Source organism: Streptomyces cinereoruber (assembly GCF_009299385.1).
GTDB classification, from domain to species: Bacteria; Actinomycetota; Actinomycetes; order Streptomycetales; family Streptomycetaceae; genus Streptomyces; species Streptomyces bikiniensis.
This window is the reverse complement of the sequence record NZ_CP023693.1, coordinates 2,430,449-2,443,598: the sequence shown is the minus strand read 5'-3', so window position 1 is coordinate 2,443,598 and position 13,150 is coordinate 2,430,449. Positions and strand designations below refer to the sequence as shown.

Annotated in this window: 13 protein-coding genes and 1 pseudogene; 6 read left to right on the top strand and 8 right to left on the bottom strand. The window is 73.5% G+C overall.

Annotation, left to right across the window (positions count from 1 at the left end; translation table 11 throughout):
* Nucleotides 1-24: 24 nt before the first annotated feature.
* The 4 genes from CP977_RS10870 to fasR all read right to left on the bottom strand — a co-directional run bounded on the left by CP977_RS10870 (nucleotide 25) and on the right by fasR (nucleotide 3,570).
* Entirely contained in the window at nucleotides 25-273 is a 249-nt protein-coding gene (locus CP977_RS10870; RefSeq protein WP_062755968.1) for an acyl carrier protein, read from the bottom strand.
* Between the two features lie 55 nt (nucleotides 274-328).
* Nucleotides 329-1,360 (bottom strand): ketoacyl-ACP synthase III, encoded by a 1,032-nt coding sequence (locus tag CP977_RS10865; protein WP_062755970.1) that lies wholly within the window; start codon nucleotides 1,358-1,360, stop codon nucleotides 329-331.
* A gap of 18 nt (nucleotides 1,361-1,378) precedes the next feature.
* Entirely contained in the window at nucleotides 1,379-2,299 is a 921-nt protein-coding gene (locus tag CP977_RS10860; protein ID WP_152369995.1) for an ACP S-malonyltransferase, read from the bottom strand.
* 89 nt (nucleotides 2,300-2,388) lie between these two features.
* Nucleotides 2,389-3,570 carry a fatty acid biosynthesis transcriptional regulator FasR gene (fasR, locus tag CP977_RS10855; protein WP_030210828.1) on the bottom strand — a complete coding sequence of 394 codons (1,182 nt, stop codon included), beginning with the start codon at nucleotides 3,568-3,570 and terminating at the stop codon, nucleotides 2,389-2,391.
* A gap of 92 nt (nucleotides 3,571-3,662) precedes the next feature.
* On the opposite strand from fasR, the gene CP977_RS10850 reads away from it, so the two are divergent.
* Entirely contained in the window at nucleotides 3,663-4,319 is a 657-nt protein-coding gene (locus CP977_RS10850; RefSeq protein ID WP_152369994.1) for a pirin family protein, read from the top strand.
* Here CP977_RS10850 and CP977_RS10845 read toward each other — a convergent pair.
* The 3 genes and pseudogenes from CP977_RS10845 to CP977_RS10835 all read right to left on the bottom strand — a co-directional run bounded on the left by CP977_RS10845 (nucleotide 4,316) and on the right by CP977_RS10835 (nucleotide 6,281).
* On the bottom strand, nucleotides 4,316-4,522 hold the full coding sequence (locus tag CP977_RS10845; protein ID WP_079131340.1) for a DUF397 domain-containing protein: 207 nt from the start codon (nucleotides 4,520-4,522) through the stop codon (nucleotides 4,316-4,318). The two genes, CP977_RS10850 and CP977_RS10845, sit on opposite strands and share 4 nt — an antisense overlap.
* Nucleotides 4,471-4,993 (bottom strand): annotated as a pseudogene (locus CP977_RS34790) (DUF5753 domain-containing protein); the annotation flags it as partial. The gene CP977_RS10845 and the pseudogene CP977_RS34790, both read right to left, overlap by 52 nt.
* A gap of 127 nt (nucleotides 4,994-5,120) precedes the next feature.
* On the bottom strand, nucleotides 5,121-6,281 hold the full coding sequence (locus CP977_RS10835) for a L,D-transpeptidase family protein (RefSeq protein WP_062755976.1): 1,161 nt from the start codon (nucleotides 6,279-6,281) through the stop codon (nucleotides 5,121-5,123).
* Nucleotides 6,282-6,485: 204 nt separating this feature from the next.
* Between CP977_RS10835 and CP977_RS10830 the strand changes: the two genes are divergently transcribed.
* The 5 genes from CP977_RS10830 (at nucleotide 6,486) to CP977_RS10810 (ending at nucleotide 12,224) form a co-directional block, all read left to right on the top strand.
* Complete coding sequence (locus CP977_RS10830; RefSeq protein WP_062755978.1) at nucleotides 6,486-7,664, top strand: lipid II:glycine glycyltransferase FemX; 1,179 nt, start codon at nucleotides 6,486-6,488, stop codon at nucleotides 7,662-7,664.
* Between the two features lie 152 nt (nucleotides 7,665-7,816).
* Nucleotides 7,817-9,385, top strand: coding sequence for a murein biosynthesis integral membrane protein MurJ (murJ, locus tag CP977_RS10825; protein ID WP_229991678.1), 1,569 nt, complete (start codon nucleotides 7,817-7,819; stop codon nucleotides 9,383-9,385).
* Between the two features lie 33 nt (nucleotides 9,386-9,418).
* Nucleotides 9,419-10,102 carry a response regulator transcription factor gene (locus tag CP977_RS10820; protein ID WP_062755982.1) on the top strand — a complete coding sequence of 228 codons (684 nt, stop codon included), beginning with the start codon at nucleotides 9,419-9,421 and terminating at the stop codon, nucleotides 10,100-10,102.
* Nucleotides 10,099-11,598, top strand: coding sequence for a sensor histidine kinase (locus CP977_RS10815; protein WP_152369991.1), 1,500 nt, complete (start codon nucleotides 10,099-10,101; stop codon nucleotides 11,596-11,598). The genes CP977_RS10820 and CP977_RS10815 overlap by 4 nt, the downstream gene beginning before the upstream one ends.
* Nucleotides 11,595-12,224, top strand: coding sequence for a hypothetical protein (locus CP977_RS10810; RefSeq protein ID WP_152369990.1), 630 nt, complete (start codon nucleotides 11,595-11,597; stop codon nucleotides 12,222-12,224). The genes CP977_RS10815 and CP977_RS10810 overlap by 4 nt, the downstream gene beginning before the upstream one ends.
* A gap of 49 nt (nucleotides 12,225-12,273) precedes the next feature.
* On the opposite strand, the gene CP977_RS10805 is transcribed toward CP977_RS10810, so the two are convergent.
* Complete coding sequence (locus CP977_RS10805) at nucleotides 12,274-13,104, bottom strand: serine hydrolase domain-containing protein (RefSeq protein ID WP_152369989.1); 831 nt, start codon at nucleotides 13,102-13,104, stop codon at nucleotides 12,274-12,276.
* Between the last annotated feature and the right edge of the window lie 46 nt (nucleotides 13,105-13,150).

Below are 13,150 nucleotides of genomic sequence, written 5' to 3'. Positions count from 1 at the left end.
CTGACCGGGACAGCGAGGGCCGGATCAGCCCTGGTGCTTCAGGATGTAGTCGACGGCGTCGCCCACGGTCTTGAGGTTCTTGACGTCCTCGTCCGGGATCTTGACGTCGAAACGCTCTTCGGCGGCGACGACGACCTCGACCATGGACAGCGAGTCGACGTCCAGGTCGTCGGTGAAGGACTTGTCCAGCTGGACGTCCTCGGTCGGGATGCCGGCGATCTCGTTGACGATCTCGGCGAGACCTTCGACGATCTGCTCCTGGGTGAAGGCCATGGTGGCGCTCCTTCTGTGATTGCTTCGGTAAGGGGCTTCCGGGAGATCCGGGTGCCTAGGGGAGGGTAACGACCGTCGCGGCGTAGACGAGACCCGCCCCGAAGCCGATGACGAGCGCGGTGTCGCCGCTCTTCGCCTTCCCGGTCGCCAGGAGCCGCTCCATCGCGAGCGGGATCGAGGCGGCCGAGGTGTTGCCGGTGGTCTCCACGTCACGGGCGACCGTGACGTGCTCCGGCAGCTTCAGTGTCTTCACCATCGAGTCGATGATCCGCAGGTTCGCCTGGTGCGGGATGAAGACGTCCAGGTCGTCCGCCGTGATGCCGGCGGCGTCCAGGGCCTGCTGGGCGACCTTCGCCATCTCGAAGACGGCCCAGCGGAAGACCGCCTGGCCCTCCTGCGTGATGGCCGGGAACTTGATGGCGCCCTGCGAGTCGAGCGGCAGGGTCGAGACGTCGCCGCCGTGGAACGCGTCCCACGGCACGGTCTGCTTGATGGTCGACGCCTTGTCGCCCTCGGAACCCCAGACCGTGGGGCCGATGTGCGGCTCGTCGGACGGGCCGACGACCACGGCGCCGGCGCCGTCGCCGAACAGGAAGGCCGTCGCGCGGTCCTCCAGATCCGTCAGGTCGCTCAGCCGCTCGACGCCGATGACGAGCACGTACTCCGCGGAACCCTCGACGATCATGCCCTTGGCGAGGGTCAGGCCGTAGCCGAAGCCCGCGCAGCCGGCCGAGATGTCGAACGCGGCGGGCTTGCCCGCCCCGATCCGGTCCGCGATCTCCGTCGCGATCGCCGGGGTCTGGTGGAAGTGCGACACCGTGGAGACGACCACGGCGCCGATCTGCTCCGGGCGGATCCCGGCGTCCGCGATGGCCTTCCCGGAGGCCTCCACCGACATCGCGGCGACGGTCTCCTCGGGAGAGGCCCAGTGGCGGGTGGCGATGCCGGAGCGCGAGCGGATCCACTCGTCGGACGAGTCGATCTTCTCGAGGATCACCTCGTTCGGCACGACCCGGGTGGGACGGTATCCGCCCACGCCGAGGATCCGCGCGTACGGGGCGCCCTTGCTGGGCTTGATCTTCGACATGCTTCTCGACACTCCTCGTCAGACGGCCGCGTGCTCGGCGATGAGCGTACGGGCCGCGTCCAGGTCGTCGGGAGTCTTCAGGGCGACCGTGGCCACGCCCGGCAGGGCCCGCTTGGCGATACCGGTCAGGGTGCCGCCGGGGCACACCTCGATCAGCGCCGTCGCGCCCAGGTCGTGGAAGGTCTCCATGCACAGGTCCCAGCGGACCGGGTTGGCGACCTGGCCGACGAGCCGGGACACGACCTCGGCGCCGTCCATGACGACCTGCCCGTCCTTGTTGGACACGTAGCGGGTGGTCGGGGCGGCGGGCGACAGCTCCGCCGCGGCCTCCTCCAGCTTCGCCACGGCCGGGGCCATGTGGTGCGTGTGGAAGGCGCCGGCGACCTTGAGCGCCACGACCCGGCGGACGCCCTCGGGCTTGTCCGCCTCCAGGGCGGCCAGCTGCTCCAGGGTGCCGGCGGCCACGATCTGGCCCGCGCCGTTCACGTTGGCGGCCGTCAGGCCGAGCTTCTCCAGGTGCGGGACGGTCACCTCGGGGTCGCCGCCGAGCAGCGCCGACATGCCGGTCGCCGTGATCGCGGCGGCCTCGGCCATCGCGAGCCCGCGGGTCCGGACGAGCCGCAGCGCGGCGGTGTCGTCGAGGACGCCCGCGAACGCGGCGGCGGTGAACTCGCCGACGCTGTGACCGGCGACGACGCCGGGCGCGAGGTCGTCGCCGAGCGCGGCGGCGGAGAGCAGGCCGGCGGCGACGAGCAGGGGCTGGGCCACGGCGGTGTCACGGATCTCGTCCGCGTCCGCCTTCGTGCCGTAGTGGGCGAGGTCGAGCCCGATGGCGTCGGACCAGGCCGCCACGCGGTCGGCGGCGCCGGGGAGTTCGAGCCAGGGGGTCAGGAAGCCGGGCGTCTGGGCGCCTTGGCCGGGAGCGACGAGTACGAGCACCCTCACACTCTCTCTTGGGGACGGCTCCGAGCGCCCGTGGGGACAAGGACGAAGAACCGTCGGGGGAATTGTTGGTGTTCGACAAAAGTCTAGGACTGCGTCTCGCCGTCGGCCAAGCGTCCCAGGATGAGCGCGATCCGCAGGGTGAAGGCGGAGCGGACGTCGGAGGGTGACCAGCCGGTGACGTCGGTCACACGTCGAAGCCGGTAGCGCACGGTATTCGGGTGGACGAAGAGCATCCGGGCCGCGCCTTCCAGGCTGCTCGCCTGCTCCAGGTAGACACTGAGAGTTTCCAGAAGAGCCGAACCGGCTTCCTCCAGCGGTCTGTAGATCTCCTCCACCAACTGCTCGCGCGCCGAAGGGTCCGAGGCGATGGCCCGCTCCGGAAGGAGATCGTCCGCGAGGACCGGGCGCGGGGCGTCCTGCCAGGCCGAGCAGGCCTTGAGGCCGGCCGCGGCGGCCTGCGCGGAACGGGTCGCCGCGAGCAGGTCGGGGACCACGGGACCGGCCACCACCGGGCCCGGCGCGTACGGTCCGATCAGGGCCTTCGCCACCGCGAGGGGGTTGTCGTTGCCGCCCGCGATCACGACGAGCCGGTTCCCGAGGACCCCGGTGAGGACCTGGAGCTTGGCGTGCCGGGCGGCCCGGCGGATCGCCTCCACCGTCAGCTCGCTGTCCCCGTCCGGGGCCGTGCCGAGCAGCACGCACACGTGCTCCGGGGAGTTCCAGCCGAGCGCGGCGGCCCGCGACACGGCGCCCTCGTCCGCCTCGCCGGACAGCACGGCGTTCACCACGAGTGACTCCAGGCGCGCGTCCCACGCGCCCCGGGCCTCGGCGGCCTGCGCGTACACCTGGGCTGTGGCGAAGGCGATCTCCCGGGCGTAGACGAGGAGCGCCTCGCGGAGCACCGACTCGTCGCCGGGGGCGGCGACCTCCTCGATGGCCGACTCCATGACCTCAATGGTGGTCCGGACCATCTCCACGGTCTGGCGCAGGGTGATCGCCCGGGTCAGCTCGCGGGGCGCGGTGCCGAAGACGTCCGTCGAGATCGCCTGCGGGGTCTCCGGGTGCCGGAACCACTCCGTGAACGCGGCGATGCCGGCCTGGGCGACGAGGCCGATCCACGACCGGTTCTCGGGCGGCATCGCGCGGTACCACGGCAGCGTCTCGTCCATGCGGGCGATGGCACCGGCGGCCAGCCGCCCGGAGGACTGCTCCAGGCGCTTCAGGGTCGCGGCGTGCGGATGGGAGGCGTTCACGGGTTCAGGCACGGGGACAAGACTGCCTTATCCGGACGCCGACGTGCGGAGTCGGGGCGGGTTCGCCTCCGGCGGGGGGCGGCCGGGTGGCTACGGTGGGACCCGTGATACGCATCCAGCGCGCGGACGAGCGGTACCCCGGCGGCGACCCGGCGGCGGGCATCGACACCCGGCACGCCTTCTCCTTCGGCCCGCACTACGACCCCGACAACCTCCGCTTCGGCTCGCTGATCGCCTGCAACGAGGAGCGGCTCGCCCCGGGGGCCGGATTCGACGAGCACCCGCACAGCCACACCGAGATCGTCACCTGGGTCGTGGAGGGCGAACTCACCCACCGCGACTCGACGGGCCGCGCGACGCTCGTCCGCGCGGGCGACCTCCAGCACCTGAGCGCGGCGGCGGGCGTCCGCCACGTCGAACGCAACGACGCCGACGCCCCTTTGACCTTCGTACAGATGTGGCTCGCCCCCCTGTCGTTCGGCGGGGAGCCGGCGTACGAGGTGGTACGGGGGGACGGCGGGGACCTCGCGTACGAGCTGCCGGGGGCGACCCTCCGCGTCCACCGCCTGAAGAGCGGCGAACGGGCCCCGCTCCCGGACGCCGACTTCGTCTACGCCCACGTGACACGCGGCACGGTGCGCCTCGGCACCGAGGAACTCACCCCGGGCGACGCGGCCCGCACCACCGACGAGAAGGGCCTCGACCTGCTCGCGACCGGGGACGCGGAGGTCCTGGTGTGGGAGATGCGGCGCGCGTTCTAGCGGAGGCCGTCCACGAACGTCTGCCACGCCCCGGGGGCGACGACCAGGGCCGGGCCCGAGGGGTTCTTGCTGTCGCGGACCGGGACGGCGCCGGGGAAGCCGTCGGCGACCTCGATGCACTCGCCGCCGTTGGTGCCGCTGTACGACGACTCAGCCCCGTGTGCTCGCCGGCGGCGAACGGCAGCACCTGGATCTGGACCCACGAGTTGTCGCGGAACGTCAGCAGGTGTGCCAACTGCCCGCGCATGACCTCGCGGTCGCCCACCTCCTGCCTCAGCACGGCCTCGCTCAGGACGACCCACAGGGCGGGCGGCTCGGCGCGCTCCAGGACGCGCTGGCGTTCCAGCCGTCACCTCCTCGGCCTTGTCGGGGTACTCGACGGCGAGCAGCGCCCGCGCGTACTCCGGCGTCTGCAACAGCCCGTACACGACCTGCGTCTGGAACGTGGAGATGTACGTGGCGCGTGCCTCCAACTCCGCGACCGGTTGGAACCAGGAGGGCAGCCGGCTGCGCAGCACCAGGCCGATCAGTCGGGAGAACGTCCCGCCCGTGCAGAAGATGACGTCCCCGAGCTGCTGCTGGGTGAGCGTGTGCGCCTCGCGCCGGCGGCGGAGTTCCCAGCCGTAGTAGTCCAGGGGAGAACCGTTGGGGTCGAGTTCCTGAATGTTGACCACGGTCAGCACCTCCGGCCTGCGACGCGCGGCGCTCTTGTCGCCGAGCGTAGTCGGACGATCGCGGAACGGAGGCGTGAATCGTTCAAGCCAGCCGTGGGGGTGGGAGAGTTGGGGCTCGGTCCCGCGCTCAGCCCAGCGCGCTCTTCGCCTTCCAGTCCGCCCAGCTCACGTTCCACGCGCCGTAGCCGTTGCCCTCGGCGACCGTGCCCTTCGTGTCGGCGCCCTCGATCTCGAACGGGTCGCCCGGCTTCACCAGGGCGTAGAGGGCGGCCGCGTCGGCGTCGCTCATGCCGATGCAGCCCGAGCTCTTGTTGGCGTTGCCGAAGTAGCGCGCGTTCCACGGGGCCGCGTGGGCGTACATCCCCGACCAGGTCAGGCGCATCGAGTAGTCGACCATCTTGTCGTAGGCGTCGCCCAGGCCGACCGTCTCCGAGTTCATGTTGATGGTGCCCTCCTTCGCCATCAGGACGGCCGTGCCCCGCCAGGAGCGCTTGTCGCCGCCCGGGGTGCCGCCGGAGACCGGGATCGTACGGACCGTGCTGCCGTTCTGCTGGACCGTCAGCTTGTGGCTGTCCAGGTCCACCTTCACCACCTGCGCCGTGCCCACCGTGAAGCCCGTGGCGTAGTCCCGTACGAACCAGCCGCCGCCCGAGTCCGTGCCGTTGAGGTCGGCCTCGAGGGTGACCTTCGTGCCGGGCTTCCAGTACTCCTTCGGCCGCCAGTCCGCCCGGTCCCGGCCCGACCAGTCCTTGACCCAGCCCCAGGAGCCCTCGGTGTCGTTCGAGGTCGTCACCTTGAGCTGCTTCTCGACGTCCGCCTTCTTCGTCACCGGGTGGTCGAAGACGATCGAGAGGGGGTGGGCGATGCCCACGGTGGTGTTCTTGCCGGGGGCGAGGGTCAGCTTGTTGACCTTCTCGGGGTCCGGGGTGGAGAAGGAGGAGCGGGTCGTCGTCTCCTTGCCGTCGGCGCCGCCGGCCGTGACCTCCACCGTGTACGAGGTGCCCGGGGCCGCCTTGCGGTCCGACGTCCAGCGCGTGCCGCTCGCGTCCGTACGGCCGGTGAGGGCCCCGCCCTCCGCGTCGGTGACCTTCACCGCGGCCAGCTTGCCGCCCGCGGCCGTCACCGTCACCGGCTTGCCCGCCGCCTTGTCCACGACCGTCACCTTCGCCGGTGGCGCCGCGGGCCGCGCCTCCGGGGACGTGTCCGCCGCCTGGGCGGAGCAGGCCGTGAGGGAGACCGCCAGGGCGACGGCCGCGAGGGTGGGACGGGATGTGCGTATCGGCAGCACGGAAGGCCTCCGCGGGTGGGAAAGAGTGGGATGTTCCGGACTGTAGGACGGCGGGAACGAGCCGGAGGTTTCCGAACGCCCGTGTGACGTGGGCTGCGACGGAACGGTCATCGTCCGGTCACACACGCCGCGCGGCTCCGTCGCATTCGGCTGTGAGCCTGCTGTGCGCCCCACCACCGAGGGGCGGAACCAGGAGGCCCCGCTGTGTCGGCTCTGCTCGTGACGGCCGCGTCCGTCGGACGTCCCGCCCCTCTCCGGCTCGGTCCCGTGACTCCCGAGGCGTACCGCGCCTTCCTCGCGACCCGGGGCGGCGCGGACGGGCCCAGCTTCCTCCAAGTGCCCGCGTGGGCGCGGGTGAAGGAGGGGTGGTGTCACCAGCTGGTGGGCTGGGGGCCCGAAGGGGGTGAACTGACCGGTGTCGCGCTGGTGCTGCTGCGGCCCTTCCCCGGGACCCGTAGATACTTCGCCTATCTGCCTGAAGGGCCCGTCGCCGACTGGGCCGACCCCGACCTGGACGGCTGGCTCGGGCCGCTCCTCGGGCACTTGAGGGCCTCCGGGGCCTTCGCCGTCCGCATCGGCCCCGGCCCCGCCCACCGCCGCTGGGACGCCGCCACCGTCAAGGCCGCCACCGGGCCCGGGCGCCGGCTCTCCGACGTCCTCGCCGACGAGGTCGACCCGCTCGGGACCGCCGTCGCCGAACGCCTCCGGGCCCGGGGCTGGCGGCGCTGCGGCGGCGACTCCGAGGACGGCGCCGACGCCCAGCCCCGGCACGTCTTCCAGGTCCCGCTGGCCGGCCGCAGCGCCGACGACCTGTGGACCGGGCTCAACCAGGAGTGGCGCAGGAACGTGCGCAAGGCCCGCAAGGCCGGTGTCGAGGTCACCGTCGGCTCCGCCACCGACCTGCCCGAGTTCTACCGGCTGCTGCGCATCACCGAGGAGCGGGACGGGTTCCGGCTCGGGCGCTCGCTCGCGTACTACGAGCGCCAGTACGCCGTCCTCAACGCCGAGGAGCCGGGCCGGATGAAGCTCTACCTGGCCCGGCACGGCGGCGAGGTCCTGGCCGCGCACACCATGGTCACCGTGGGCGGGCGCGTCTGGTACCAGACCGGCGCCTCCGCCGACCACCGGCGCGAGGTCCGCCCCTCCAACGCCCTCCAGTGGCGCATGCTGCTCGACGCCCACGCCCTCGGCGCCGCCGTCTACGACCTGCGCGGAGTACCCTCCACCCTTGATCCGGACGACCGTGCCCACGGCCTCCTCCGCTGGAAGCTCGGCACGGGCGGCAGGGTCGTCGAGACGCTGGGGGAGTGGGAGACACCGATGCGGGGCACGACCAACCAGGCGCTGTACCGCGCCTTCCAGGCCTATCTGGCGCGCCGATGACGGCACCCGTGTCGGGGCCCGTACCCGTGCCGGGATCCGTACCCGCGTCCGTGCCCGCGGCGGACGCCCCCGCCCCGGCCCCCGTTTCCACACCGGCCCCCGCGCGGGCCCCGAGGGCGAAGGCCCCCTCCGTCCTCCGCAGCGGCGCCCTCATGGCCGCCGGTTCGCTCGTCTCCCGCGCCACCGGCTTCGTCCGCGCCTCCGTCGTCGCCGCCGCGCTCGGCGCGGCCGTCGTCGCCGACGGCTACGCGGTCGGCAACTCCGTCCCCACGATCGTCTACACCCTCCTCCTCGGCGGCGCCCTCAACGCCGTCTTCGTCCCCGAGCTGGTCAAGGCCGCCAAGGAGCACGAGGACGGCGGCGTCGCCTACACCGACCGGCTCCTCACGCTCTGCGCCCTCGCCCTCGTCGCGCTCACCGCCGTCGCCGTGCTCGCCGCGCCGCTCATCGTGGACGCGTACACCGACTACACGGGCGCGCAGCGGGACATGACCGTCGCCTTCGCCCGCACCTGCCTCCCGCAGATCCTCTTCCTCGGCCTCTTCACGCTCCTCGGGCAGGTCCTCAACGCCCGGGGCCGGTTCGGCGCCATGATGTGGACGCCCGTCCTCAACAACGTCGTCGTGGTCGGGGTCTTCGGCCTCTTCCTGGCGGTGAGCGACGGCGGCGCGCTCAGCGCGGGGGAGACCGCACTGCTCGGCTGGGGCACCACCGCCGGGATCGCGCTCCAGGCCCTCGCCCTCGTGCCCTCGCTGCGCGCCGCCGGGTTCCGCTGGCGGCCCCGGTTCGACTGGCGCGGCAGCGGCCTCGCGGCCCCGCTGCGGTCGGCCGGCTGGCTGGTGCTGCTCGTCCTCACCAACCAGGGCGCGTACTGGGTGACCACCTGGATCGCGACCTCGGCGGGCGGCTCGGCGGCCGACGGCGGCTCGGGCCTCGCCGCGTACAACAACGCCTACCTCCTGTGGGCCGTCCCGCACGGCATCGTCACCGTCTCCCTGATGACCGCGCTGCTGCCCCGGATGAGCGGGGCGGCGGCCGACGGCGACCTCGCCGGGGTCCGGCGGGACGTCTCGTACGCGCTGCGGACCAGCTCCGCCGCCGTCGTCCCCGCCGCCTGCGCGCTCCTCGCGCTCGCCGTGCCCCTGATGACGGTGGTCTTCCGGTACGGGGCGACGGACGACGACGACATCCGCGCGATGTCCTGGATCCTGATGGCCCTCGCGCCCGGCCTGATCGCCCTCTCCGGCCAGTACGTGTGCACCCGCGCCTTCTACGCCCTGCGCGACACCCGCACCCCCTTCCTGCTCAACCTGGTGATCGCCGGCCTGAACGCGGGCCTCTCGTTCACCGCGTACCTGCTACTGCCCGCGCGCTGGACCGTCGCCGGGATGGCGGGGGCGTACTCGCTGGCGCTGTGGGCGGGATGGGGAGTGACGGCGTACGTGCTGCGGAGGCGGCTCGGGGGCCGGGGAGCACAGGAGCCCGGCGGCTCCGTCGCCGGGCTCGCGCGGCTGCTCGTCGCCGCCGTGCCCGCCACCGGCTACGGCGTCCTCGTCACCGATCTGACCGGCCCGGCCGGGGCCGTCCCCGCCGGGCTCGCCGGAGCCCTCGCGATCCTCGCCGTCTTCGCCGTCCTGGCCCGGCCCCTGCGCCTCACCGAGGTGAGCGACCTGCTCGGCGGGCTCCTGGGGCGGCTCCGCCTCCCCGCCCCCCGCGCCTGACCCCGCCCCGACGACCTTGGGATACTCCCTGCCATGCCCCGCGTGCTCCTGATAGAAGACGACCCCTCCGTCCGCGAGGGGGTCGAGCTCGGGCTGCGACGGCGCGGGCACGAGGTGCGGACCGCGCCCACCGGCGAGGCGGGGCTCGCCGCGCTCGGCGAGTTCCGGCCGGACCTGCTCCTGCTCGACCTCATGCTGCCCGGCATGAACGGCGTCCAGGTCTGCCGCCGGGTCCGGGAGGACAGCCAGCTCCCGATCATCATGCTGACCGCCCGGGGCGACGACTTCGACGTCGTCGTCGGCCTGGAGGCCGGGGCCGACGACTACATCGTCAAGCCCGCCCGCACCGAGGTCATCGAGGCGCGGATACGGGCCGTGCTCCGGCGCATCGAGGACCCCGGCTCCGGGCGGTCCGCCGTCGAGGTCCACGGCGAGCTGGCCGTCGACCGGGCCGGGCTCACCGTCGCCAAGGCGGGCGAGCGGATCGCCCTCGCCCCCTCCGAGATGAAGCTGCTGCTCCACCTCTCCGCCGCCCCCGAGCAGGTCTTCAGCCGGCAGCAGCTCCTCGAACACGTCTGGGAGCACAGCTACCACGGGGACGCCCGGCTGGTGGACGCCTGCGTCCGCCGGCTCCGGAACAAGATCGAGGACGTCCCCGGCGAGCCCCGCTACATCCAGACGCTGCGCGGCTTCGGCTACCGCTTCGGGCCGCTGTGAGGACCCGTACGAGCACGGATACGGGCCCCACTTCCGGGCGCCGCCGCCGGGGGCGCGCCCCGCGCCTGCGCCCCCACCCCTTCGGGCTGCGGACCCGGCTCGTCCTCGCCTTCCTGCTCGTCGCCGCCGTCGGCTGCGGCACCACCGCCGCCCTCACCTACCGGGCCGCCCGCAACGCCATCCTGGAACAGGCCCAGAACACCGCCGTCTCCGCCTTCCGCGAGCAGGTCGACGCGCTCTACGTCAGCCTGCCCGTCGACCCCGACAGCCTGCGGACCGACCTCCTCCGGATCGCCCGCCAGGGCAAACCCCGCCCCTGGCGCGTCTACGCCGAGTACGGCACCGTCCGCGTCTCCTCCACCGACCGCCCCGCCTCCACCGTCATCACCCCCGAACTGCGGGCCCGCGCCCAGGCCCGGGACGCCACCCCGCACGCCGGCTTCCAGCGGGTCGTGAAGAACGGCACCCCCTACCTGACCATCGCCGTCCCCGCCGTCTTCCTGACCCACGTCGAGGGAACGGCCCGGCCCACCGGGCTCGTCCTCTACGCCGTCATGGAGCTGAACGAGGAGGAGGCCGGCATCGAGGCCATGGTCACCGCCGCCCGCGACGGCGCCCTGCCGGCCCTCGCCGTCGCCCTGGTCCCCGCGCTCCTCGCCGCCCGGGGCGTCCTGCGGCCCGTGCGGGAGCTGCGGCACGCCGCCCACAGCATGGGGCGGGGCCGCCTCGACACCCGCATCCACGCCAAGGGCAGCGACGAACTCGCCGACCTCGCCCGCACGTTCAACGAGTCCGCCGCCGCGCTCGAACACTCCGTCGCCGAACTCCGCAGCGCCGAGGCCCGCGCCCGCCGCTTCGCCTCCGACGTCTCGCACGAACTGCGCACCCCGCTCGCCGGGATGCTCGCCGTCACCGAGGTCCTGGACGAGGACGCCGGGAGCCTCGACAGCGACACCGCCCGCGCGGTCCGCCTGATCAGCGCCGAGACCGGCAAGCTCGCCGTCCTCGTGGAGGACCTGATGGAGATCTCCCGCTTCGACGCGCGCGCCGCCGAGCTGCACACGGACGAGGTCGACGCCGCCGACTGCGTCCGCAAGACCCTCCAGCACCGCCGCTGGACCGATCCGGCCCAGGTCGTCCCGCACCTCGCGGAGGGGGTCAGGGCCCGGCTCGACCCGCGCCGCTTCGACGTCGTCGTCGCCAACCTCGTCGGCAACGCGCTGCGGCACGGCGAGGCACCGGTCACGGTCCGGCTGTACGCGGAGGGGGACGTGCTGGTGACGGAGGTGTCCGACCGGGGCCCGGGCATCGACCCGGAGGTCCTGCCGCACGTCTTCGACCGCTTCTACAAGGCGGACCGGGCCAGGACCCGCTCGGAGGGCAGCGGCCTCGGCCTCGCGATCACCCTGGAGAACGTACGGCTCCACGGCGGCACGGTCACGGCCGCCAACCGGCCCGGGGGCGGGGCCGTGTTCACCGTACGGACGCCGCTGTGAGGCGCCGGGCCGCCGTGGCCTCGGCCGCCCTGCTCGCCCTGGCCGCCGGCGGCTGCGGCATACGGGAGACCGACGTCGTGGAGGCGGGCGGGGCCGCGACCGTCGTCGTCCAGCCGGTCCCCGAGGATCGGATGACGCTCTACTTCCTGGGCCCCGACGGGGGGATGCTGCCGGTGGCCCGCGACGTCGGCCTCCACGCCCCGTCCCCGTCCCCCACCCGCCCGGCGGACGGTTCGGGGGACGACCGGATGCCGTACGAGGGGTTCGGCCCGGAGTACGAGATCTCCACCGGCACCCCGGCCCACGGGCGGATCCCCACCGACAAGGTCCTCGCCGCGCTCCTGGCCGGCCCGACGGAGGCCGAGCGGGCGGCGGGCGCCACCACGGCCCTGCCGGGGACCGCCGACCGGACGCCCCACGTGGAGGCGGCCCCGGCCGGGACCGACCCGGCGGGATCCGTCCCGGTGCTCGGGCTCCGGACCCCCTTCCCCGTACGGGACCTCCCGGAGACGGCCGTCCGCCAGCTGGTCTGCACGGCCGCCCACGCGGAACACCTGGCGGACCGTGCCGAGGTGACCCTCACCGGCCCGGACGGAACCCTGCCGGCCGCCCGCTGCGACGACTAGGCGTATTGATCACGAGCGTTGTTAACGCTGGTCAGGTCTTGATCAGGGCTCAGACCGCCCGCAGGTCCGCCAGGACCGCGTCCGTGAACGGCGGCCAGGCCTCGACCGCCCACGGTCCGAAGGGCCGGTCGGTCAGCGCCACGCACGCGGCCCGCGCGTCCGGGTCGATCCACAGGAAGGTGCCGGACTGCCCGAAGTGCCCGAAGGTGCGCGGCGAGGACGAGGCGCCCGTCCAGTGCGGGGACTTGCCGTCGCGGATCTCGAAGCCGAGCCCCCAGTCGTTCGGCCGCTGGTGCCCGTAGCCGGGCAGGATGCCGGTCAGACCGGGGTACGTCACGGTCATCGCGTCCAGGACGGTGCGGGCGTCGAGCAGCCGGGGCGCCTGCACCTCGGCGGCGAACCGCACCAGGTCGTCCACGGTCGAGACGCCGTCCTTGGCGGGCGAGCCCTCCAGGGCCGTGGACGCCATGCCGAGCGGCTCCAGGACCGCCTGGTGCACGTAGTCGGCGAAGGGGATGTCGGTGGCCTTGGCGACGTGGTCCCCGAGGGCCTCGAAGCCGGTGTTGGAGTAGATCCGGCGGGTGCCCGGCGCGGCCTGGACCCGGTCCTCGTCGAAGGCCAGGCCCGAGGTGTGGGCGAGGAGGTGGCGGACGGTCGAACCCTCGGGCCCGGCCGGCTCGTCCAGGTCGATCGCCCCCTCCTCGTACGCGACGAGCACCGCGTACGCCGCCAGCGGTTTGGTCACCGAGGCGAGCGGGAAGCGCCGCCCGGTGGGGCCGTGGGCCCCGGCCAGGGTGCCGTCCGCGCGGACCACGGCGGCGGCCGCGGTGGGGACGGGCCAGTTCTCGATCGACGCCAGGCTCGGCAGGCTGCTCTCCATGGGCCCGAGCCTACTGGGAGCACTTGCCTGGAGTGCACTCCAGGGT

Excerpts from the sequence above, each read along its gene's own strand:
- CP977_RS10870 (WP_062755968.1), bottom strand. The coding sequence starts at position 273 with ATGGCCTTCACCCAGGAGCAGATCGTCGAAGGTCTCGCCGAGATCGTC.
- CP977_RS10865 (WP_062755970.1), bottom strand. The coding sequence starts at position 1,360 with ATGTCGAAGATCAAGCCCAGCAAGGGCGCCCCGTACGCGCGGATCCTC.
- murJ (WP_229991678.1), top strand. The coding sequence starts at position 7,817 with ATGGCCGCCGGTTCGCTCGTCTCCCGCGCCACCGGCTTCGTCCGCGCC.
- CP977_RS10820 (WP_062755982.1), top strand. The coding sequence starts at position 9,419 with ATGCCCCGCGTGCTCCTGATAGAAGACGACCCCTCCGTCCGCGAGGGG.
- CP977_RS10805 (WP_152369989.1), bottom strand. The coding sequence starts at position 13,104 with ATGGAGAGCAGCCTGCCGAGCCTGGCGTCGATCGAGAACTGGCCCGTC.